We start from the raw sequence: 17,546 nt of genomic DNA, 5'->3' as shown, positions 1-17,546 counted from the left end.
TTTAGGTTATTTACATCAATTACCCGTTGGCCAGGATTCTTTTGGTACATTTATATATATTTCATTTATGCTATGAAAATTATCTTTCACAACTGTGCTAACCATATTATTTTTATATACAGTAATAGGATCTTCAACATAAAATGGTATATCAGAGGTTCCATCATATATTGTATTCTTAATAGATAAACGCTGATTTTTTGCTAACTTTACAGCATATTCTGCAGCCGTTTCTGCTAAAGGTCTAATGGGTTTATATATAGTCATAAGTTGAGTGCTCTCAACAACTCTTTGACATCCCCCTAAGGAGGCATCTTGTCCTATTACAGGAATAGTTCCTGCAAGTTTTCTTTCTGCTAATGCTTGTATGGCGGACTCTGCTAGTCTGTCATTTCCACACATTATTGCATCTATTTTTTCTCCTTTTGATAAGGCTTCATCCACACATTTATACGCAACATCTTCATTCCAGCTTGTTGCCCAAACTTCGTTTAAAATTTTAATTTTGCCGGAGTCTAAGGAATCTTTTAAGACTCTTTTAAATCCATTATTGACTAGGTGAGTATTATAGTCCTCTTGCCCTCCATTTATGATTAAATAGTTTCCTTTTGGTGCAGCTTTAAGTAATGATTGACCCATTAGTTCACCTACTTTTTCATTATCAAAAGATACATATAAGTCAACTGAAGAATCTTTTATTAATCTATCATAAGCGATGACTTTTATACCTTTCCTTTTAGCAATGGTAAGTATTGTTTGAAAAGCAGAGGAGTCGTGTGGCACAATTACGAGTACATCGACGCCTTCATCAATAAGAGATTTTACTTGTCTTATTTGTTCATTAGTATCATTATTAGCCTTTTCAACAAGTACTTTTGCACCTAATTGCTTGGATTTAGATACAAAAATATCTCTATCAGTCTGCCATCGTTCTATAACTAATGAATCTAGTGAAAGACCAATTTTAATTTGATGAGTATTAGTTGATTCATTTAGATTTTTGCTATAAATAGCCTTTGCTGTAAAAAGTGAAGCAATGGAAAAAGTAATTACACTGATGATTACTGTTCTTTTTTTAATTTTGGAGTTTTTACTCATGAAACTCCTCCCTTACTTAATCATAATACTTTTTAAATAATCTGTAGGAGATACCTTTTGAACCTTTTTAAATAATCTACTAAAGTAATTAGGGTCATTGTAACCTATCTTATAGCATATCTCTTTAATGCTTATATTTGAATTCTGCATAAGATCTTTTGCTTTATTTATTCTTACTCTTGTTAGATAGTCAATAAAGTTTTCCCCTGTTTCCTCTTTGAATAAACGACTAAAATAGTGTGGGCTCACACAGGCCTCTTTTGCAATTTCGTCCAAAGTAATATCAAGGCTGTAGTTATCAGAGATGTACTTTTTAGCATTAATAATTATTTTGCTAATATTTTTACGGTGACCTTTTCTTATTTCTACACATGTGAAACTTATCTTATCTCTAAACCAAAGTTCTAATTCATTTAGATTCTGTAGCTCTAAGATAGAATTTATATATTCGTTATTATAAAATATGTTAATATTTGAATCTATTAGTGATTTATGAAGCACTACTAAAAACTCTATAAGTGTTGTTTTAGCCTTCATTAAGTTATTATTAAAATTCTTTTGAATCCAATTGAAGAGTTCATTAAAGTATTTAAGGGATTCATCTGTTTCTCCTAATGTACAAAATTCTATAAGTTTCTTTTCAACATCTTTTGGATAATCTGTAGAGTAAACAGAGATATTCTCTATATTATTTATATGACATATTGATTCACTAGAATTACTTAAACTTCTTAAAGCTACCAAAGATTCCTCATAGGATATAAAGATCTTTTCTAGAGGCTTATAGCTACCTATTCCTATTTTAAAATTTATACTACTATAAAGAACACTCAAGTTCTTTATTATATAATTTCCGATATCAATAGTTGAGCCATTTGGTTCAGAATTTATCAATACAAGAATTCTGTTTAATACCAATGGACCAATTAGACATTTATACTTATATTTTAAAAAATCTCTCATACTATAATATATTGAAGGATTAATATTATTTGAATCCTTACTGTTTATATCTATTGCAACAAGATACCCACCAAGTTTATCTATATTAAGCAGCTTTTTATATTCTTCAGTAATAGTAAAATTCTTATTATCTACAATTAAGGAATATAGAAAATTATGCTCTAAAAGTGGAAGAGTAGTTTGAAATTTCTCCAGGTTTTCTAACTCTTTAGCGCGCTTTTCTCGTTCTTTAGTTATTTTATTAATTGCCTTATCTATTGACGCAATTAGAGTATTTTTATTCATAGGTTTAAGTATATAATCAATTACGCCTAATGTGAGTGCTTCTTTTGCAAACTCAAACTGCTCATAGGCAGAAATTACAATGAACATAGTTTCAGGAAAATTAACCTTAAGTTCTTTGATTGTGTCAATACCATTTAGTCCAGGCATTCGAATATCCATAAGAACTATATCTGGTCTAAAGTAAGACGCTTTTTCAATGGCTTCTTTTCCAGAACGAGCAGATTCATATATTATATTTGGAAAGTTATTTTTTATAATAAAGCTTATAGAGTCAATTACTATTTTCTCATCATCAACCATTAATAATCTATACATCCTCATTACCTCTTTTTTTAGGGATTTTTAAAATTATTTCAGTTCCTAGTCCTTTAACAGAATGAATATCAACTACATCATATTCATCATAAAATAGTCTAATTCTCTGAATTACATTTTTAAGTCCAATCCCTGTAGTATGTCTTTTCGTTTTATCATTATGTTCTTTATTTATTGACTTTAAATTTAATATATTTGCAACGGTATCCTTGTCCATTCCCTTACCATTATCTTTTACTATTATATTGATATGGGATATGTTATCTATAATGGATAAAGTGATTCTACCTCCTGATTCCATATCACCAACCCCATGAACACAAGCATTTTCAAAAATTGGTTGAATTATCATTGAAGGAATAGGGTAGTCCAAAAGATTTTCATCTACTTCAACTTTAAATTCAATTAGATCTCCAAATCGTGTTTTTAGAATATAAATATAGCTATTTAAGTTTGCAACTTCTTCCTTGAGTAAGACAGATTTGTCCATTTTGCTAAGGTTATATCTAAAAAGGTTAGACAAGTTTTCTATAAACACACTTGTCCTATCTGCATTTTCCATCATGGCTAGTTGAACGCCTGCATTTAATGTATTAAAAAGAAAATGTGGATTTATTTGTGACTGAAGTGCTGAAATTTCAGCATTCTTTAAAAGATTTTTCATCTTTAAGTTATTCATTTTCTCTTCCATTAAATTAGACTCTATTTCTGCTTGTAATTTTAATTGAGAAATATAAGTTTTTATATTATTTTTCATTTTATTAAAAGCAAAGGACATTATTTGAATCTCTTTGTTAACGTTTACCGGGACATCTTTAATATCGAAATTTCCATTTGAGATTTCCTCAGCAGCATGCGAAAGTATTGTGATTGGGTGAGAGATATTATTAGTGAATATAAATAGAATAATTATATTTATAATAAGTGTATCGATTATTATTATTATGTTTAGTATTTTTAAAGTATTAAGTTTGTCATACATATTAAAGTAAGTTGAAGTATTATCTTGAAATTGGGTTTCATTTAACTTATTTATATAGGATTTTATATACTCAGAATATTTTTCAGAATCTTTATATTTCTGATTATAAAGAGCTATATTTCCAACTCTCCTTGCATTAATTGCAGAATCAGCCTCATAAATATAACTGTCAGTTATATTAGCAATATCCTTTAATATAATTTGATTCTTATCATAGGTTAATTTTCTGCTAAAGGTATCTAACTTATCTTTTAAATCATCACTTAAGCGTACATAATTGTCGTAGCTATCAGAATTTTTGGTAGTTAGATAATTTAAAAGATTTGTATCAATTGCTTCTATATCTTTTGAAAGATCAGTGAGAGTTTTGTTGCTAGAATACATAGTATTCATTTTATTTGAAAAGCTCTGAGCATTATAAAATGTATAAATACTAGTTACAAGCATCAGCAAAATAAGTATAAATGAATATAGAAGTAGACTTTTTCTTATACTGTCTATCTTAAATAAATTCAATAATCTCATTTGCCATCAGAACTCCCGTCTCTAATATTTTTGATATAAGCGTTAACATTATCTGAATTAACTATATTAATATGGGTTAGGGTACTAGTTGAAGTTCCACCCATTTGTTTTACTTTCTTTAAATTCTCTACACTACTTTTCCCAATTTCTGATGGGTCTGGTATAAGGGTACTAAATATAACTCCCTTTTGTATATACTTGAGTATTTCAGGAGAGTTATCATATCCAATAACTGAAAAGTTACCTACCTTATTATATTCAACTAATTGTTGAGCTACACCAATAGTGTCATTAGAGCTTGTACAAACAATTGTGTTTGCATTAATATTACTTGTCAAAATATCGGATAATGCGTTTTTGGCACCTAAAATGCCTAATTCGGAATTTTTTATTGTGACCAAATTAATATTAGCATTATTTTTAATTGCATTTTTAAATCCCGAAATGTATGTTGAACCATTATCATTTCTCTTGCTACGATCATTATCAAGTATTATAGCTACATTGATTTTATCATTTGAAGTTTTAACAACTTCTGTTCCAGCCTGAGAACCTAAATCGAAATCACTTGTTCCAACAAAGGAAACACGTTTGCTATTAGAACAATCAGAATCAATAGTTATTACTGGAATGCCTTTGCTAAAAGCTTTGTCAATTAAAGCAGAAAAATCACTAGTATCGTATCCACGAACAATAATTCCTTCAACATTAGAAGCTATAGCCATTTCAAGATCATTTAGTGTTTCTGCATACTCGTCATCAGCACCAGTATAAATAACTTCCATTGCTATTTTTGAATCTTTTGAGGCCTTCATTATGCCGTTCTCAATATCTTGCCAATAGGGTTCATCAGTTTTATGAATAATAGAAACAAAATGATATATAGGAGTTTCTTTAGTTGAAAATATTGATGAATTTTCACTAACTAATTTATTTAAAGAACTAGAAGTATAAATTGACAATCCTAAAGAGAATACGAGAATAATTGAAAGAAAAATTAAAAGTATATAATATAATCTTTTCATATAAACACCTTGCATAAAGTAAAATAATAAGTACATATCAATTATAAGTTTTTTTTACACTCCATGCCAAGAAAATATTTCTAAATATTAAAAATATTTTAAATATTACTTTGTTTTTGGTAAATCTACATATTTTGAAACATATGTTTTATGCTATATAAACTTCATGTTAGGGAATATTTTACGTAAGTAAATATCGTTAAATTCTTTATCTAGATGCTTATAAAATATATTGTTAGTTTGAACAAACGAAGATCTTTCTACTGATCTAAGTATTGCTGAAACAGAGATAAATACATCAAAGCAAATAAAAATAAGAAGAAGAGATGCTATTAGCTCTCCTTCAGGCCTAGGAATTAAGCAGATTAACAGGGCTACGTTAGGATATAGATATCTGATAAACAATATTCCAGATAAAGTCCAGAAGAGGGAATACATAAGACATACTCTGCCGTTTATGTTAAAAGGAATATTACTATAATCCCAAGAAACACTACCAAATAATTTCTCTTGTAAAAAGCTAAATATATATTCAACTAAAGAACCATAGAAAAAACTTCCTAGTGCTAATTTAAGTATATTTGTTCTAAAGGAATTGAGTAAGAAGAGAAAAACAACTGCACCAACACCATATATGGGGCAGAAGGGACCAAAGATAAGTCCTTTTCTGCTCTCTATATATCCATTTTTTATAAAACACCAAAAACTTTCTATCAAAAAACCACCGATACTAAATAAGATAAGAATCCAGAATAATTCATAAAGTTCGAAACCTTTTATTTGCTTATTCCATATAGACTTTGTTTTATCGCTATCTTGATTAGAATAAAATAGAAGCATTTTACTACCAATTTTAAAATTCTGCATTTTATAATCTCCAATACGCTTATTACAATATGTATAGGATTTTTTATAGGTAACTTAATTTATTACCACATAAATAAGTTATTAGTTGAACTTAAGACCCTATAAAAGGTAAGCTTCTATAAATATATTATTTGAAAATATATTTAATGAATTAAAAATAATTTATCTCTGCTATTTTATTAATATGAAAATTGATGGATTTATTCAAAACATATGGATATAATTTAAATGTAAAATTACAGATATTAATAAAAAATTAAAGGTGGAAACATATGAGAAATTTAAAAATATTAATACAATATGATGGAACAAGATATAAAGGATGGCAAAGACAGAAGGAAAATTCGCCAACTATACAAGAAAAAATTGAATCTGTTTTATCTAAAATGACAGGAGAGGAAATTCAAGTAATAGGTTGTGGAAGAACTGATTCAGGCGTACATGCGGAAAACTATGTAGCTAATTTCCGTACTAATAGTAATATGTCTATAGATGAAATGCTTGATTATTTATATGAATATTTGCCAGAAGATATAGTTGTTAGAAGTATGAAAGATACAACAGAAAGATTTCATGCAAGATATAATGTCAAATCAAAGACTTATGTATATAGAATATATAATGATAGGTTTAGAAATGTATTTAATAGAAAATATGCATATCATTCAAATGAAAAATTAAATTTAGATGATATGAAAAAAGCATCAGAAGTTTTAATTGGGACTCACGATTTTCAAAGCTTTACAAGTTTAAAATCCAATTCTAAATCAACAGTAAGAACTATTAATTATATTAATATAACTGAAAATGATGGAATGATTGAAGTAGAGGTAAATGGCAATGGTTTCTTATGGAATATGGTAAGAATCATTGTAGGAACCCTATTAGAAGTTGGGGTGGGAAAGCTTAACGATAAGGATGTAGAAAGAATATTAGATGAGAAGAAAAGAGCTGAAGCCGGACCTATAGCTCAAGCTAAAGGATTGTGCTTAAAAAATGTTCAATATTAAAGAATAAATTAAGTTATCTATAAAAACCATAAAAGGCTAATTAAAATCTTTCAAACAGATTTTAATTAGCCTTTTAAATACATTATTTACGTGGACTTAATTGAGTTAAGGTCTTACTTAATTTTTTGAAATTATCATAAGAGTCCATATATCTTGCTCTAACTATAAAAGTTTTATTTTTTTTATATCTAATTTTTATTTTATCTTTGTCAGTAGCTATTTCTTTAATCTCATTTACAGTAAATTGTTTTTTTGAAATACCTATAGTATTTATTGTTATATTTGAATCCTCGATAATAACAAATTCACAGCTTTTTCTTATAAGAACTCCTGAAGAACTTAAGATTCCAGGAAGAAAAATAGCATAAGTGACTAAAAGATAAAAAATAAAAAAACTGCTTTTTGATTGTAGATAAAATATGATACTAAGCACTGTAAGTGCAATCAAACCAGAACCCAAAATTATAGAATTTTTAGTTAATAAGCCTTTATTATAATAAAAACTAGATTTTCTCATATAATTCTCCCCTTTTATTTTAGAATATGTAAATATACTGTGTAACTCATTATATATAATGTAGCATTAATGGCAGGTATAGTAAATATTAAAAATATACAAAATAAATAACAATTTTCATGAATTTTAATATTTATCTATAAAGATTCAAAACCTTGAAAGTTGGCGAAAAGAATAGTAAATGAAAGATAAAGATAGAATTTTTATAAAATCTAAGAAATTAATGAATTGTAAAAATTACTATTGACCAATCACAATGTCGAAGTATATAATAAGTTGGAAGTTAAAACAATATAGTCTAGATAGAGGCGCAAAGTTTAAGAGTAAAATTGCTGAGGTAAGCACAATGAAGCAATTCTAAAGGAAACTTTGCCGAAGTGTACAATCAATGCTTTAAGATTGTAATGCTGGGCTTGCATAAAATATGTGCAAGACTGTCACAAATTATTTTGTGGAGAGCTATCACTGATGCGTGTTTAATATATTTTCGTATTTACCTTTATGTATGAATATATTGATGCCCTGAGTGAATGCTCAGGGTTTTTTTAATTTTTAAAAGAAAATTATTTTTAAGGAGGACAAAATGAGTAACTCAAATTCTCAAATAGAGGGAAATAATCAAGAACTTAAAAGAAGTTTAAAGGCAAGACATTTAAATATGATAGCCTTAGGTGGTTCAATTGGAACTGGTATATTCGTTGCATTAGGAGCAACAATTAATCAAGCTGGACCTGGTGGAGCATTAGTAGCTTATGGATGCATCGCAGTTATGGTATACTTCCTAATAACAAGTTTAGGAGAAATGGCAACATTCATGCCTGTATCAGGATCATTTAGTGTATATGCAACTAAATTTGTTGATCCAGCATTAGGCTTTGCTCTTGGTTGGAATTATTGGTATAACTGGGCAATAACAGTAGCAGCAGAATTAGTTGCCGGATCGTTATTAATGAAGTTTTGGTTTCCAAATGTACCAGCAGTATTATGGAGTGCAATATTCTTAGTTATAATAGTTGCATTAAACATATTATCAGCAAAGTCTTATGGAGAATCTGAATTCTGGTTTGCTGGAATTAAGGTAGTTACTGTAATAGTATTTTTAGTTATAGGAGTTGCAACTATCTTAGGAATTCTTGGAGGAAATGCGGTTGGATTCAAGAATTTCACTGTTGATGGAGCACCATTTGTTGGCGGATTTAAATCAATATTTATGATATTCTTAATAGCTGGTTTTTCATTCCAAGGAACTGAACTTATAGGGGTAGCAGCAGGAGAAAGTGAAAATCCAGAAAAAACTATTCCGAAAGCTATTAATTCTGTATTTTGGAGAATATTAATATTTTATATAGGTACAATCTTTGTAGTTGGAGCAATTATTCCTTATACTCAAGCTGGAGTTGAAACAAGCCCATTTACACTAATATTTGAAAAAGCAGGAATCGCAGCAGCAGCATCATTAATGAATGCAGTCATATTAACTTCTGTACTTTCTTGTGGAAATTCAGGTATGTATGCATCTAGCAGAATGCTATTTGCTATGGCTAAAGAAGGCATGGCACCTAAGTGGTTAGGTAAAGTTAATTCAAAAGGTGTTCCTATAAATGCAGTGCTTTTAACAACTTTAGTAGCAGCTGCTTGTTTCTTAACTGGTATATATGCTGAAAGTACAGTATATGTATGGTTAGTTGCAGCATCAGGTTTAGCAGGCTTTGTAGCTTGGCTTGGTATAGCACTTTGTCATTTCCGTTTTAGAAGAGCATATGTTGCACAGAAGCAAGACATGAGTAAATTAAAATATAAAGCAAAGTTATTCCCAATAGGACCAATACTAGCACTAGCTTTATGTAGCATTGTTGTTTTAGGACAAGGAGTTAGCTATATTGAAGCTGAAAATATTGATTGGGGTGGACTAATTTCTTCATATATAGGTCTTCCTTTATTCTTAGGAATTTGGATTATTTATAAATTAAAATATAAAACAAAGGTAGTTAAGTTAGAGGATGTAGAGTTCGAAAATGTTGAACCACAAGAATTAGAAGAGTCAGTTGGATAAACTACTATAACATTAGATTAGAACAATACGTAATAAATAATAAGTAAACATAAAAAACAATAGATTTTTAGGGATGGACGTCTTAGTACGCAATATGCATACTGAGACGTCTTAATTTATTTTAAGATATAATCATGTTTAAACATAAGTTGTGTAAATGTTTAAATATGTTATATAATTTTTCTATTAGTAATATTTTTGAGAAAAATTCATTCATAGTAAGGGTGTATCATTTTATGAAAAGGATAGATAAGGTATATAAAACTTTATATGAGCTTTGTTTAAGGCAATATAAAAGTGGAGGAAATATAACAGGAATATCAGCCATAGAGCTTTCTAAAACTTTAGAGATACAAAGAACAAATGCATCAAGTGACCTTAATAAACTATATAGTCATGGAAGAGTAGAGAAAATTGAAGGAAAGCCTGTATTGTACAAGGTGTTAGATGAATCAATCTCTAAATATAGTAAAACAAGTGTAGATGTATTTGAAAATGTATTAGGGACGGGCATTTCTCTTAGAAACTCAATATTGCAAGCTAAATCAGCGATAGTGTATCCACCGGATGGGCTTCATACTATTTTGTTTGGAGAAACTGGGACAGGTAAATCTATGTTTGCAGAAACAATGTTTAAGTATGCTAAAGAAATAGGAAAGTTCAAGGATGATAGTCCCTTTGTAACATTTAACTGTGCAGATTATTCTAATAATCCACAGCTATTAATGGCTCAACTGTTTGGCGTTAAAAAAGGATCATATACTGGTGCAGATAAAGACAAGGACGGACTTATTGAAAAAGCTAATGGAGGGATTTTATTTTTAGATGAAGTACATAGACTCCCACCTGAAGGACAGGAAATGCTTTTCTATATAATTGATAAAGGTGTATATAGGAAGCTCGGAGAAACACAATTTGAAAACAACATAAAGGTTTTAATTATATGTGCAACAACAGAGAATACACAATCAGGGTTGTTAAAAACTTTTACTAGAAGAATTCCTATGACAATAAAGTTGCCGTCACTTAGAGAAAGAAGTCTAGAAGAACGATATGATTTGATAAAAACCTTTTTGAAGAATGAAGCTAAATGCATAAAAACAGATATTACTGTAACATCTAACACCCTTAAGGCATTATTATTATATGATTGTCCTAATAATATAGGGCAACTAAAAAGTGATATAAAACTATGTTGCGCAAAAGCTTTTTTAAATAATATGCTAAATCGTGAAGAATCCTTATATATAAACAGTCAAGATCTTCCGGACTATATAATTAAAGGCGCTTTAAAATATAAAAATAATAAAGAAGAAGTAGATAAGTTTTTAAATGAAGATGCATTAAAGTTTACATCCAGTGGAATAAATACATGGGAAACAGAAGAAAAATCAAATTATAATTTTTATGATGCTCTTGAAGAAAAGAAAAAGGTTTTAGAAGCTAAGGGAATGAATGAAAAAGATATTAAGCTTATCATGAGTTTAGATATGGATAGATACCTAAAGAAGTATATTTTAACTATAGGAAATGATAATTTAGAAGAATTATATAAAGTAGTAGATAAAAAGGTAGTAAGTATTATTGATAGGTTTCTAAAAGAGGCGGGGAGGAAACTAAATAGAAAGTTTAATAATAAAATATTATACGGACTATCTATGCACATTGTTAGTACAATTGAGAGAATTAAGACAGGAAGGAATATGGAGAATCATCAATTAGAGGACATAAAATATAATTATAAGAAAGAATTCCAAATAGCAAATGTTCTTAAAGAGAGCATTGAATGTTATTTTAATGTAATACTATCAGAGGATGAAGTTGGCTTCATCACAATGTTTCTATGCATGGATAATAACGAAGTTGTTAAAGAAGAAAAAGTGGGTGTTGTAGTGGCTATGCATGGAGAATCAGCAGCTACATCAATTGTAGATGTAGCTAATAGATTGCTTGGAGAAAATCATGCGATAGGGTATAACATGCCTCTTGATCAAAAGCCAGAAGTTGCTTTAGAAAATTTAATGGATATTATAAGAAACTCTAATAAAGGTAATGGAGTGATACTGCTAGTTGATATGGGCTCACTAGTTTTTTTTGGAGATATGATTAGTGAAAAAACAAAAATTCCTATAAAGAGCGTAGATATGGTATCAACATTAATAGTTTTAGAGGCAACAAGAAAAGCCTTGTTAAATTATTCAATAGAAGAGATTTATGACGCATGTACAAGCAGTAGCCCTTATAAAGGAAAAATATATAAAGAGAGTTATGAATTTAATGAGAGATTAAAAAACAATGTAATAGTTACTGCATGTATTACTGGACAAGGCGCGGCACTTAAGCTTAAAGATATTCTTGAGCAGAAGTTGAATTTAAGCAGACATAACATTGATGTAATTCCAATAGAAATATCAGGTAGCACTAAGTTTAAGAGAAATATAGAAAAAATAAAGAAGAATAAAAATGTGATTGGAGTTGTTAGTGCAAGCAATCCTAAGGATAGAGAAGTAATATATTTATCAACATCAGATATATTCAAAGGGGAAAAGTTAGATGATTTATCAGAAGTTATTGCGCTTATACAAACTATCGACAGTATGCAGAAAGTAATAGAAGAAAATACTGATATCAATAGTAGTAAATTTATAGAGGGATTTAAGAAGTTTATAATTATTTTAAGAAACAACAATGTACAAATAAGTGAAAATCCGATGCTTGGACTAATATTGCATATCGCATGCGCTATAGAACGTGTATTAAAAAATGAAAAAATAATACACATTAATTCAAATGGAGATATTGTTAAAAAGAATATGGATAAGATAAATTTAATAAGAGATGCATTAGAGTCTCTTGAAAGTAGCTTTGGTATTAAGTTTCCTATAGAGGAATATGCCAATGTTGTGAAAATTGCGTATTATTTATAGATTTGTAGTGTATCATTTGCATATAATTCGACTAATAAAAAGATACACATTGATACAGTTTATTTGTGCCACTCTTGAACCCTCATGTTATAAGGGATTAGGGGTGGTGTATTATTTTGGCATGGTAGTTGCTCTATATAAAATACGTAATCATATTTTAAGGAGTTGAAAAGTATGGAGAAATTCATGAAATTTTTTGAAGCTAAGTTGATTCCGCCATTAGTTAAGGTTGGCAATCAAAGACACTTAGTAGCAGTTCGTAATGGACTAGCAATCACCATTCCATTTATCATAGTGGGTAGTATTTTCTTAATAATTGGGAACTTACCGTTTGATTGGTGGCCAGATTTTATTGGAGGATACGCTGATAAGTTAAACGTAGTTGTTAATAGTTCATTTGGAGTATTAGGAGTATTGGCAACATTAGGTATAGGGTATAACTTAGCTAAAACTTATAAGCTAGATCCTATAACTGGCGCAGTTATATCATTTTTTGGATTTTTAATAACTCAAATAACACCAGAGTATGCATTAGATACTAGTAAGTTTGGAGCTGAAGGTCTATTTACAGCAATATTAGTTTCAATATTTGCAGTAGAGACGTTGAAATTCTTCATTAAAAAAGACATAGTAATTAAGCTCCCAGCAGGAGTTCCTCCAGCAGTAGGTAATTCATTTATAGCGTTAACACCAGCTTTAGCTGTTGGAATTGTATTGTGGATAATTAGGGTAGTGTTAGGCTTTGATGTTACATCATTTATAACATGGATATTCTCACCAATAGTATTTGCATTAAATACTTTACCTGGAATATTAGTGTATAGTGCGTTAGTAACATTATTATGGTCAGCAGGAGTACATGGAGATATGGCTCTTGAGGGAATAGCAGATCCAATATTCCTTCAGTTTTTAACAGTTAATACAGCTGCATTTGCGGCCCATAAGGAGATTCCTTATGCTACAGCATCCGGTTTCTATTCATTGTTTGTTAATGTTGGTGGAACTGGAGCAACATTAAGTTTAGTAATCTTAATGTTAGGGTCAAGAAGTAAATTATATAAATCTCTTGGAAAAGTTGCATTCCCATCTGCATGTTTTGAAATTAATGAGCCTATAATATTTGGATTCCCAGTGGTATTAAATCCATTGGTTATAGTACCTTTTACTTTAGTTCCATTAGTTCTTACAACTTTAAGTTATATATTAATGAGTTTAAACATAATAGGAAGACCAGTTGCATTGGTTCCATGGACAATGCCACCAATAATAGGACCGTTTATTGCAACAGGAGGGGATTGGAAGGCCGGAGTTTGGTCAGCTATAGAAATGATCATAGCAGCATGCATCTATTATCCATTCTTTAAAAATGCAGAAAAACAACAGTTGCAAAATGAGGCAATTGAAGAATTAGAAGCAGCAACTATTTAGAAAAGACAAAAGGAGGAATTAAAATGAGAATTTTGTTAATGTGTGCAGCAGGGATGTCAACTAGTTTGTTAGTTAGTAAAATGGAAAAATGTGCAAAGGAAAGAGGAATTGAAGATATAATAATCAAAGCTGAACCTGTAGAGGATTTAGATAAATTTGTTGATGAATATGATGTATTTTTATTAGGACCACAAGTAAAGTTTAAGGAAATGTGGGTAAAGGAAGTAGTTGAGAGCAAGGGTAAGAAATATGATAATATACCAGCTCAAGTTTATGGATTAGTTGATGGAAAAAAGACATTAGATATGGCACTAAAACTTTTAGATAAATAATGGAGGAGAAGTATATGGAGCTAGAAGAAATAGTATTTACAATAATAAGCCATGCAGGAAATGCAAAATCTATTTGCTTTGAAGCATTACATGAAGCAAAGAAAGGAAATTTTGAAGAGGCTCGTGTACTTATTAGTAAATCTAAAGAAGAATTATATAAAACCCATGATATTCAAAATGCAATGATACAAAAAGAAGCAAGTGGGAATAAGCAAGAAATAAGTTTGCTCCTTATGCATGCTGAAGATCATTTAATGAGTGCGATGTTGGCCAAAGATCTTATAGAAGAATTAATAGATATGTATAAAGAAAATTATAAATATAGAGAAATGTATGATTCAAATTACAAAGAACACATTCTTTAATAAAATAGAATATAAAAAATCCAGCTTTTAGGCTGGATTTTTTGTTTATTATAATTAACTAACAAACTCTAAAATATAAGAACATTCAAAAGTTTTTCCTACTTCTAAAGCTTCTACTCCTTCTTTATCTTTAAAGACTCCATTAAAGTTCTCATAGTCCGCATGACCAAACCAAGGTTCAATACACACGAAAGGAGCACCTGTAGCTTTTGACCATAAGCCTAGGTATGGAAATCCTGTGAAGTCCATTGACATATATTTATTATGATTTCTTGATTTTAAATATATTTTATTCGAATTTAAGTTTCTAAATACTAGAGCATCATTATTAAACACTTCTTTAGAAAGTGGAATTTTATTTTCATTATTTAAGAAAGGAATATCCTTCCCTGTATAAAGTCCAGTTATTGTTGATAGTTCCATTAATGAAGCATTTTCATTTTCATTAAACTCAAAGTAGTAATCATTAATAGTTTCTCCAGACTCAAGAGTACATGAAAATGCAGGATGAGCTCCTATTGAAAAATGTATAGTTTTATCATCTAAGTTATTAACGATGTAAGAAATTTTTAGTTTGTTATCCATAAGCTTATAATCAACTTTTAAAGAAAACTTATATGGGTATACTTTTAAGGTTTCAGAATTGAATTTTAGTTCAAAGGTCAATGAATCTTGTGTTTGTTCTATTAATTCATAGTCGGAAATTCTTCCAAAACCATGTTGAGGAAGTTCATAGGTTTTTCCATCCACAGAATATTTATTATTCGCAATCTTCCCTACAATAGGGAAAAGTATTGGTGCATGATATTTCCAATATTCTTCATTCCCATTCCATAAGAACTCAGTAGGATTATTTTTGGTTTTTATGCTATGAAGCTCAGCTCCATAAGTATTAGCTTCAATTTTTAAAAATTCATTTTCTATTTTAAAATTCATAAGAGTATCTCCCTTCAAAAATATTATACGAGTTTATTATATCATTACAATCTGGTTAAAAATATTTTATTTATACTTTTATTTGTGATAAAATGAGGTTTGTTACAAAAGTAAATTTAAGGGAGTTGTATTTAATGAATATTCCATTGATTGATTTAAAAGCTCAATACAAATCTTTAGAAAAAGAACTTAATGAGGTAACCATAGATGTTTTATCCTCAGCTAATTATATAATGGGAAAGAATGTATCAGAATTTGAAAAAGAATTTTCTGACTATATAGGAGTAGAACATTCAATTTCAGTTGGAAATGGAACCGATGCCTTGGTAATTGCACTTAAAGCTATGGGGATAGGAGAAGGAGATGAAGTAATTACATCAACCTTCACATTCTTTGCATCAGCAGAAAGTATTTCTGCAGTAGGTGCAACACCAGTTTTTGTAGATGTCAAAAAAGATACTTTTAACATAGATCCAGACAAAATAGAAGAAAAAATAACTGATAAAACTAAAGCAATAATACCTGTGCATATATTTGGACAATGTGCAGATATGGATGAAATAAATAAAATAGCTAAAAAACATAATCTTTATGTATTAGAAGATGCATGTCAAGCTATTGGAGGAGAATATAAAGGAAGAAAAGTTGGAACATTAGGTGATATGGCTTGTTTTTCATTTTTCCCAACTAAAAATTTGGGTTGTGCAGGCGATGGGGGTATGATAGTTACCAACAATCATAAACTTGCAACAATAGCAACAGCATTAAGAACTCATGGTAGTGGCGAAAATGGACAAAAGGCATATAATCTTCTAAATAATATTCAAGAAGAAGTGAAGAAGGCTGAAGGAGCTAATGACACAGTATACAATCCATTAAAATATTATAACTATTTAATAGGTTTTAATTCTAGATTAGATGCAATGCAAGCAGCAATTTTAAGAGTTAAGCTTAAAGAGATTGATAAGTGGAATAATAAAAGAAGAGAAGTTGTTGATATATATAATGAAAACTTCAAGGGACTAAATATTCAAACACCAGTAGCTAAGGCGGATATAAAACATGTATATCATATGTATATCCTTCAAAGTGAAGAAAGAGAAAGAGTTCTAGAAGAGTTAAAAGAAAAGGGTGTAGCAACAGGAGTATATTATCCAGTACCGCTTCATCTTCAAAAAGTTTACAATAACTTAGGATATAAAGAAGGGGATTTCCCTAATGCAGAGTATCTTTCATATAGAACATTTGCGATACCTGTTTATCCAGAATTAACAAATGAACAGGTAGATTATATAATTGATTCAGTAAAAAATTCATGCAAATAAAGGAGAGAAAAATGAGTAAGGATTATTTTTGCCATGAATCCAGCTATTTAGATGAGGGAGTAGTAATAGGAGCAGGAACTAAGGTATGGCACTATTCTCACATAATGGGTGGTTCAATAATAGGAGAGAATTGCAATATTGGACAGAACGTAGTTATTTCCCCAGGAGTAAAACTAGGAAATGGTGTAAAGATCCAAAATAATGTTTCTGTATATACTGGAGTTGAATGTGAAGATGGGGTATTTTTAGGACCATCTTGTGTATTTACAAATGTAATTAACCCAAGAAGTTTTATTGAAAGAAAGAGCGAGTATAAACCAACAAAGATAAAAAAAGGAGCATCTATTGGGGCAAATGCAACAATAGTATGCGGTCATGATATAGGAGCTTATGCGTTAATTGGAGCAGGTTCTGTTGTAACTAAGACTGTTCCAGACTATGCTTTAGTTGTAGGAAACCCAGGTAGAGTAGTTGGATATGTATGCAAATGTGGTGAAAAAATTCACTTTGATAAGGGAGAAGCAAAATGCTCTGCTTGCGGTGAAGAATATATAAAAGATAATAATGGAGTTAAAGCTCGAGAAAAATAGGAG

At 29.6% G+C, this 17,546-nt stretch carries 15 protein-coding genes and 1 riboswitch; of the genes, 8 read left to right on the top strand and 7 right to left on the bottom strand.

The window, feature by feature from the left end:
- Positions 1-15 precede the first annotated feature (15 nt).
- The 5 genes from PTZ02_RS15555 to PTZ02_RS15535 all read right to left on the bottom strand — a co-directional run bounded on the left by PTZ02_RS15555 (position 16) and on the right by PTZ02_RS15535 (position 6,060).
- Positions 16-1,098 carry a D-xylose ABC transporter substrate-binding protein gene (locus PTZ02_RS15555; protein ID WP_274228713.1) on the bottom strand — a complete coding sequence of 361 codons (1,083 nt, stop codon included), beginning with the start codon at positions 1,096-1,098 and terminating at the stop codon, positions 16-18.
- A gap of 12 nt (positions 1,099-1,110) precedes the next feature.
- Complete coding sequence (locus tag PTZ02_RS15550; RefSeq protein WP_274228712.1) at positions 1,111-2,661, bottom strand: response regulator transcription factor; 1,551 nt, start codon at positions 2,659-2,661, stop codon at positions 1,111-1,113.
- A complete protein-coding gene (locus tag PTZ02_RS15545; RefSeq protein ID WP_274228711.1) occupies positions 2,654-4,168 on the bottom strand; it encodes a sensor histidine kinase in 1,515 nt (504 codons plus the stop codon). Before PTZ02_RS15545 ends, PTZ02_RS15550 begins: the two co-directional genes overlap by 8 nt.
- Positions 4,165-5,193, bottom strand: coding sequence for a substrate-binding domain-containing protein (locus tag PTZ02_RS15540; protein ID WP_274228710.1), 1,029 nt, complete (start codon positions 5,191-5,193; stop codon positions 4,165-4,167). The genes PTZ02_RS15545 and PTZ02_RS15540 overlap by 4 nt, the downstream gene beginning before the upstream one ends.
- A gap of 153 nt (positions 5,194-5,346) precedes the next feature.
- Positions 5,347-6,060, bottom strand: coding sequence for a putative ABC transporter permease (locus PTZ02_RS15535; protein WP_274228709.1), 714 nt, complete (start codon positions 6,058-6,060; stop codon positions 5,347-5,349).
- Positions 6,061-6,332: 272 nt separating this feature from the next.
- On the opposite strand from PTZ02_RS15535, the gene truA reads away from it, so the two are divergent.
- Complete coding sequence (gene truA / locus PTZ02_RS15530; protein WP_274228708.1) at positions 6,333-7,070, top strand: tRNA pseudouridine(38-40) synthase TruA; 738 nt, start codon at positions 6,333-6,335, stop codon at positions 7,068-7,070.
- Between the two features lie 82 nt (positions 7,071-7,152).
- Here the strand turns inward: truA and PTZ02_RS15525 are convergent, their stop codons facing one another.
- Positions 7,153-7,587 (bottom strand): hypothetical protein, encoded by a 435-nt coding sequence (locus PTZ02_RS15525; protein ID WP_274228707.1) that lies wholly within the window; start codon positions 7,585-7,587, stop codon positions 7,153-7,155.
- Positions 7,588-7,882: 295 nt separating this feature from the next.
- Positions 7,883-8,057: riboswitch (Lysine riboswitch) on the top strand.
- A gap of 113 nt (positions 8,058-8,170) precedes the next feature.
- Here PTZ02_RS15525 and PTZ02_RS15520 point away from each other — a divergent pair.
- The 5 genes from PTZ02_RS15520 to PTZ02_RS15500 all read left to right on the top strand — a co-directional run bounded on the left by PTZ02_RS15520 (position 8,171) and on the right by PTZ02_RS15500 (position 14,692).
- Positions 8,171-9,640 carry an amino acid permease gene (locus PTZ02_RS15520; protein WP_274228706.1) on the top strand — a complete coding sequence of 490 codons (1,470 nt, stop codon included), beginning with the start codon at positions 8,171-8,173 and terminating at the stop codon, positions 9,638-9,640.
- Between the two features lie 236 nt (positions 9,641-9,876).
- Positions 9,877-12,567, top strand: coding sequence for a sigma 54-interacting transcriptional regulator (locus tag PTZ02_RS15515; RefSeq protein ID WP_274228705.1), 2,691 nt, complete (start codon positions 9,877-9,879; stop codon positions 12,565-12,567).
- 174 nt (positions 12,568-12,741) lie between these two features.
- A complete protein-coding gene (locus PTZ02_RS15510) occupies positions 12,742-13,995 on the top strand; it encodes a PTS sugar transporter subunit IIC (RefSeq protein ID WP_274228704.1) in 1,254 nt (417 codons plus the stop codon).
- A 23-nt stretch (positions 13,996-14,018) separates the two neighbouring features.
- Positions 14,019-14,327, top strand: a complete 309-nt coding sequence (locus PTZ02_RS15505) for a PTS sugar transporter subunit IIB (protein WP_274228703.1) — start codon at positions 14,019-14,021, stop codon at positions 14,325-14,327.
- A gap of 14 nt (positions 14,328-14,341) precedes the next feature.
- Positions 14,342-14,692, top strand: a complete 351-nt coding sequence (locus tag PTZ02_RS15500) for a PTS lactose/cellobiose transporter subunit IIA (RefSeq protein ID WP_274228702.1) — start codon at positions 14,342-14,344, stop codon at positions 14,690-14,692.
- 54 nt (positions 14,693-14,746) lie between these two features.
- Here PTZ02_RS15500 and PTZ02_RS15495 read toward each other — a convergent pair whose 3' ends face one another.
- Positions 14,747-15,628 carry an aldose 1-epimerase family protein gene (locus tag PTZ02_RS15495; protein ID WP_274228701.1) on the bottom strand — a complete coding sequence of 294 codons (882 nt, stop codon included), beginning with the start codon at positions 15,626-15,628 and terminating at the stop codon, positions 14,747-14,749.
- A 134-nt stretch (positions 15,629-15,762) separates the two neighbouring features.
- Here PTZ02_RS15495 and PTZ02_RS15490 point away from each other — a divergent pair, with 134 nt between their 5' ends.
- Both PTZ02_RS15490 and PTZ02_RS15485 read left to right on the top strand, forming a co-directional pair.
- Positions 15,763-16,953 (top strand): DegT/DnrJ/EryC1/StrS family aminotransferase, encoded by a 1,191-nt coding sequence (locus PTZ02_RS15490; protein ID WP_274228700.1) that lies wholly within the window; start codon positions 15,763-15,765, stop codon positions 16,951-16,953.
- 11 nt (positions 16,954-16,964) lie between these two features.
- Entirely contained in the window at positions 16,965-17,543 is a 579-nt protein-coding gene (locus PTZ02_RS15485) for an acyltransferase (RefSeq protein WP_274228699.1), read from the top strand.
- Positions 17,544-17,546 lie beyond the last annotated feature (3 nt).

It is taken from the genome of Clostridium sp. 'White wine YQ', from assembly GCF_028728205.1.
In the GTDB taxonomy this organism is placed as follows: Bacteria; Bacillota; Clostridia; order Clostridiales; family Clostridiaceae; genus Clostridium_T.
Note: the sequence above shows the minus strand (reverse complement) of the source record. Positions and strands in the feature narration are given on the sequence as shown.

What these genes read in the sequence shown, in the direction of transcription:
- PTZ02_RS15555 (WP_274228713.1), bottom strand. Translation starts at nt 1,098, where the DNA reads ATGAGTAAAAACTCCAAAATTAAAAAAAGAACAGTAATCATCAGTGTA.
- PTZ02_RS15550 (WP_274228712.1), bottom strand. Translation starts at nt 2,661, where the DNA reads ATGTATAGATTATTAATGGTTGATGATGAGAAAATAGTAATTGACTCT.
- PTZ02_RS15505 (WP_274228703.1), top strand. Translation starts at nt 14,019, where the DNA reads ATGAGAATTTTGTTAATGTGTGCAGCAGGGATGTCAACTAGTTTGTTA.
- PTZ02_RS15485 (WP_274228699.1), top strand. Translation starts at nt 16,965, where the DNA reads ATGAGTAAGGATTATTTTTGCCATGAATCCAGCTATTTAGATGAGGGA.
- PTZ02_RS15495 (WP_274228701.1), bottom strand. Translation starts at nt 15,628, where the DNA reads ATGAATTTTAAAATAGAAAATGAATTTTTAAAAATTGAAGCTAATACT.
- PTZ02_RS15535 (WP_274228709.1), bottom strand. Translation starts at nt 6,060, where the DNA reads ATGCAGAATTTTAAAATTGGTAGTAAAATGCTTCTATTTTATTCTAAT.
- PTZ02_RS15510 (WP_274228704.1), top strand. Translation starts at nt 12,742, where the DNA reads ATGGAGAAATTCATGAAATTTTTTGAAGCTAAGTTGATTCCGCCATTA.
- PTZ02_RS15500 (WP_274228702.1), top strand. Translation starts at nt 14,342, where the DNA reads ATGGAGCTAGAAGAAATAGTATTTACAATAATAAGCCATGCAGGAAAT.
- PTZ02_RS15540 (WP_274228710.1), bottom strand. Translation starts at nt 5,193, where the DNA reads ATGAAAAGATTATATTATATACTTTTAATTTTTCTTTCAATTATTCTC.
- PTZ02_RS15525 (WP_274228707.1), bottom strand. Translation starts at nt 7,587, where the DNA reads ATGAGAAAATCTAGTTTTTATTATAATAAAGGCTTATTAACTAAAAAT.
- PTZ02_RS15490 (WP_274228700.1), top strand. Translation starts at nt 15,763, where the DNA reads ATGAATATTCCATTGATTGATTTAAAAGCTCAATACAAATCTTTAGAA.
- truA (WP_274228708.1), top strand. Translation starts at nt 6,333, where the DNA reads ATGAGAAATTTAAAAATATTAATACAATATGATGGAACAAGATATAAA.
- PTZ02_RS15515 (WP_274228705.1), top strand. Translation starts at nt 9,877, where the DNA reads ATGAAAAGGATAGATAAGGTATATAAAACTTTATATGAGCTTTGTTTA.
- PTZ02_RS15520 (WP_274228706.1), top strand. Translation starts at nt 8,171, where the DNA reads ATGAGTAACTCAAATTCTCAAATAGAGGGAAATAATCAAGAACTTAAA.
- PTZ02_RS15545 (WP_274228711.1), bottom strand. Translation starts at nt 4,168, where the DNA reads ATGAGATTATTGAATTTATTTAAGATAGACAGTATAAGAAAAAGTCTA.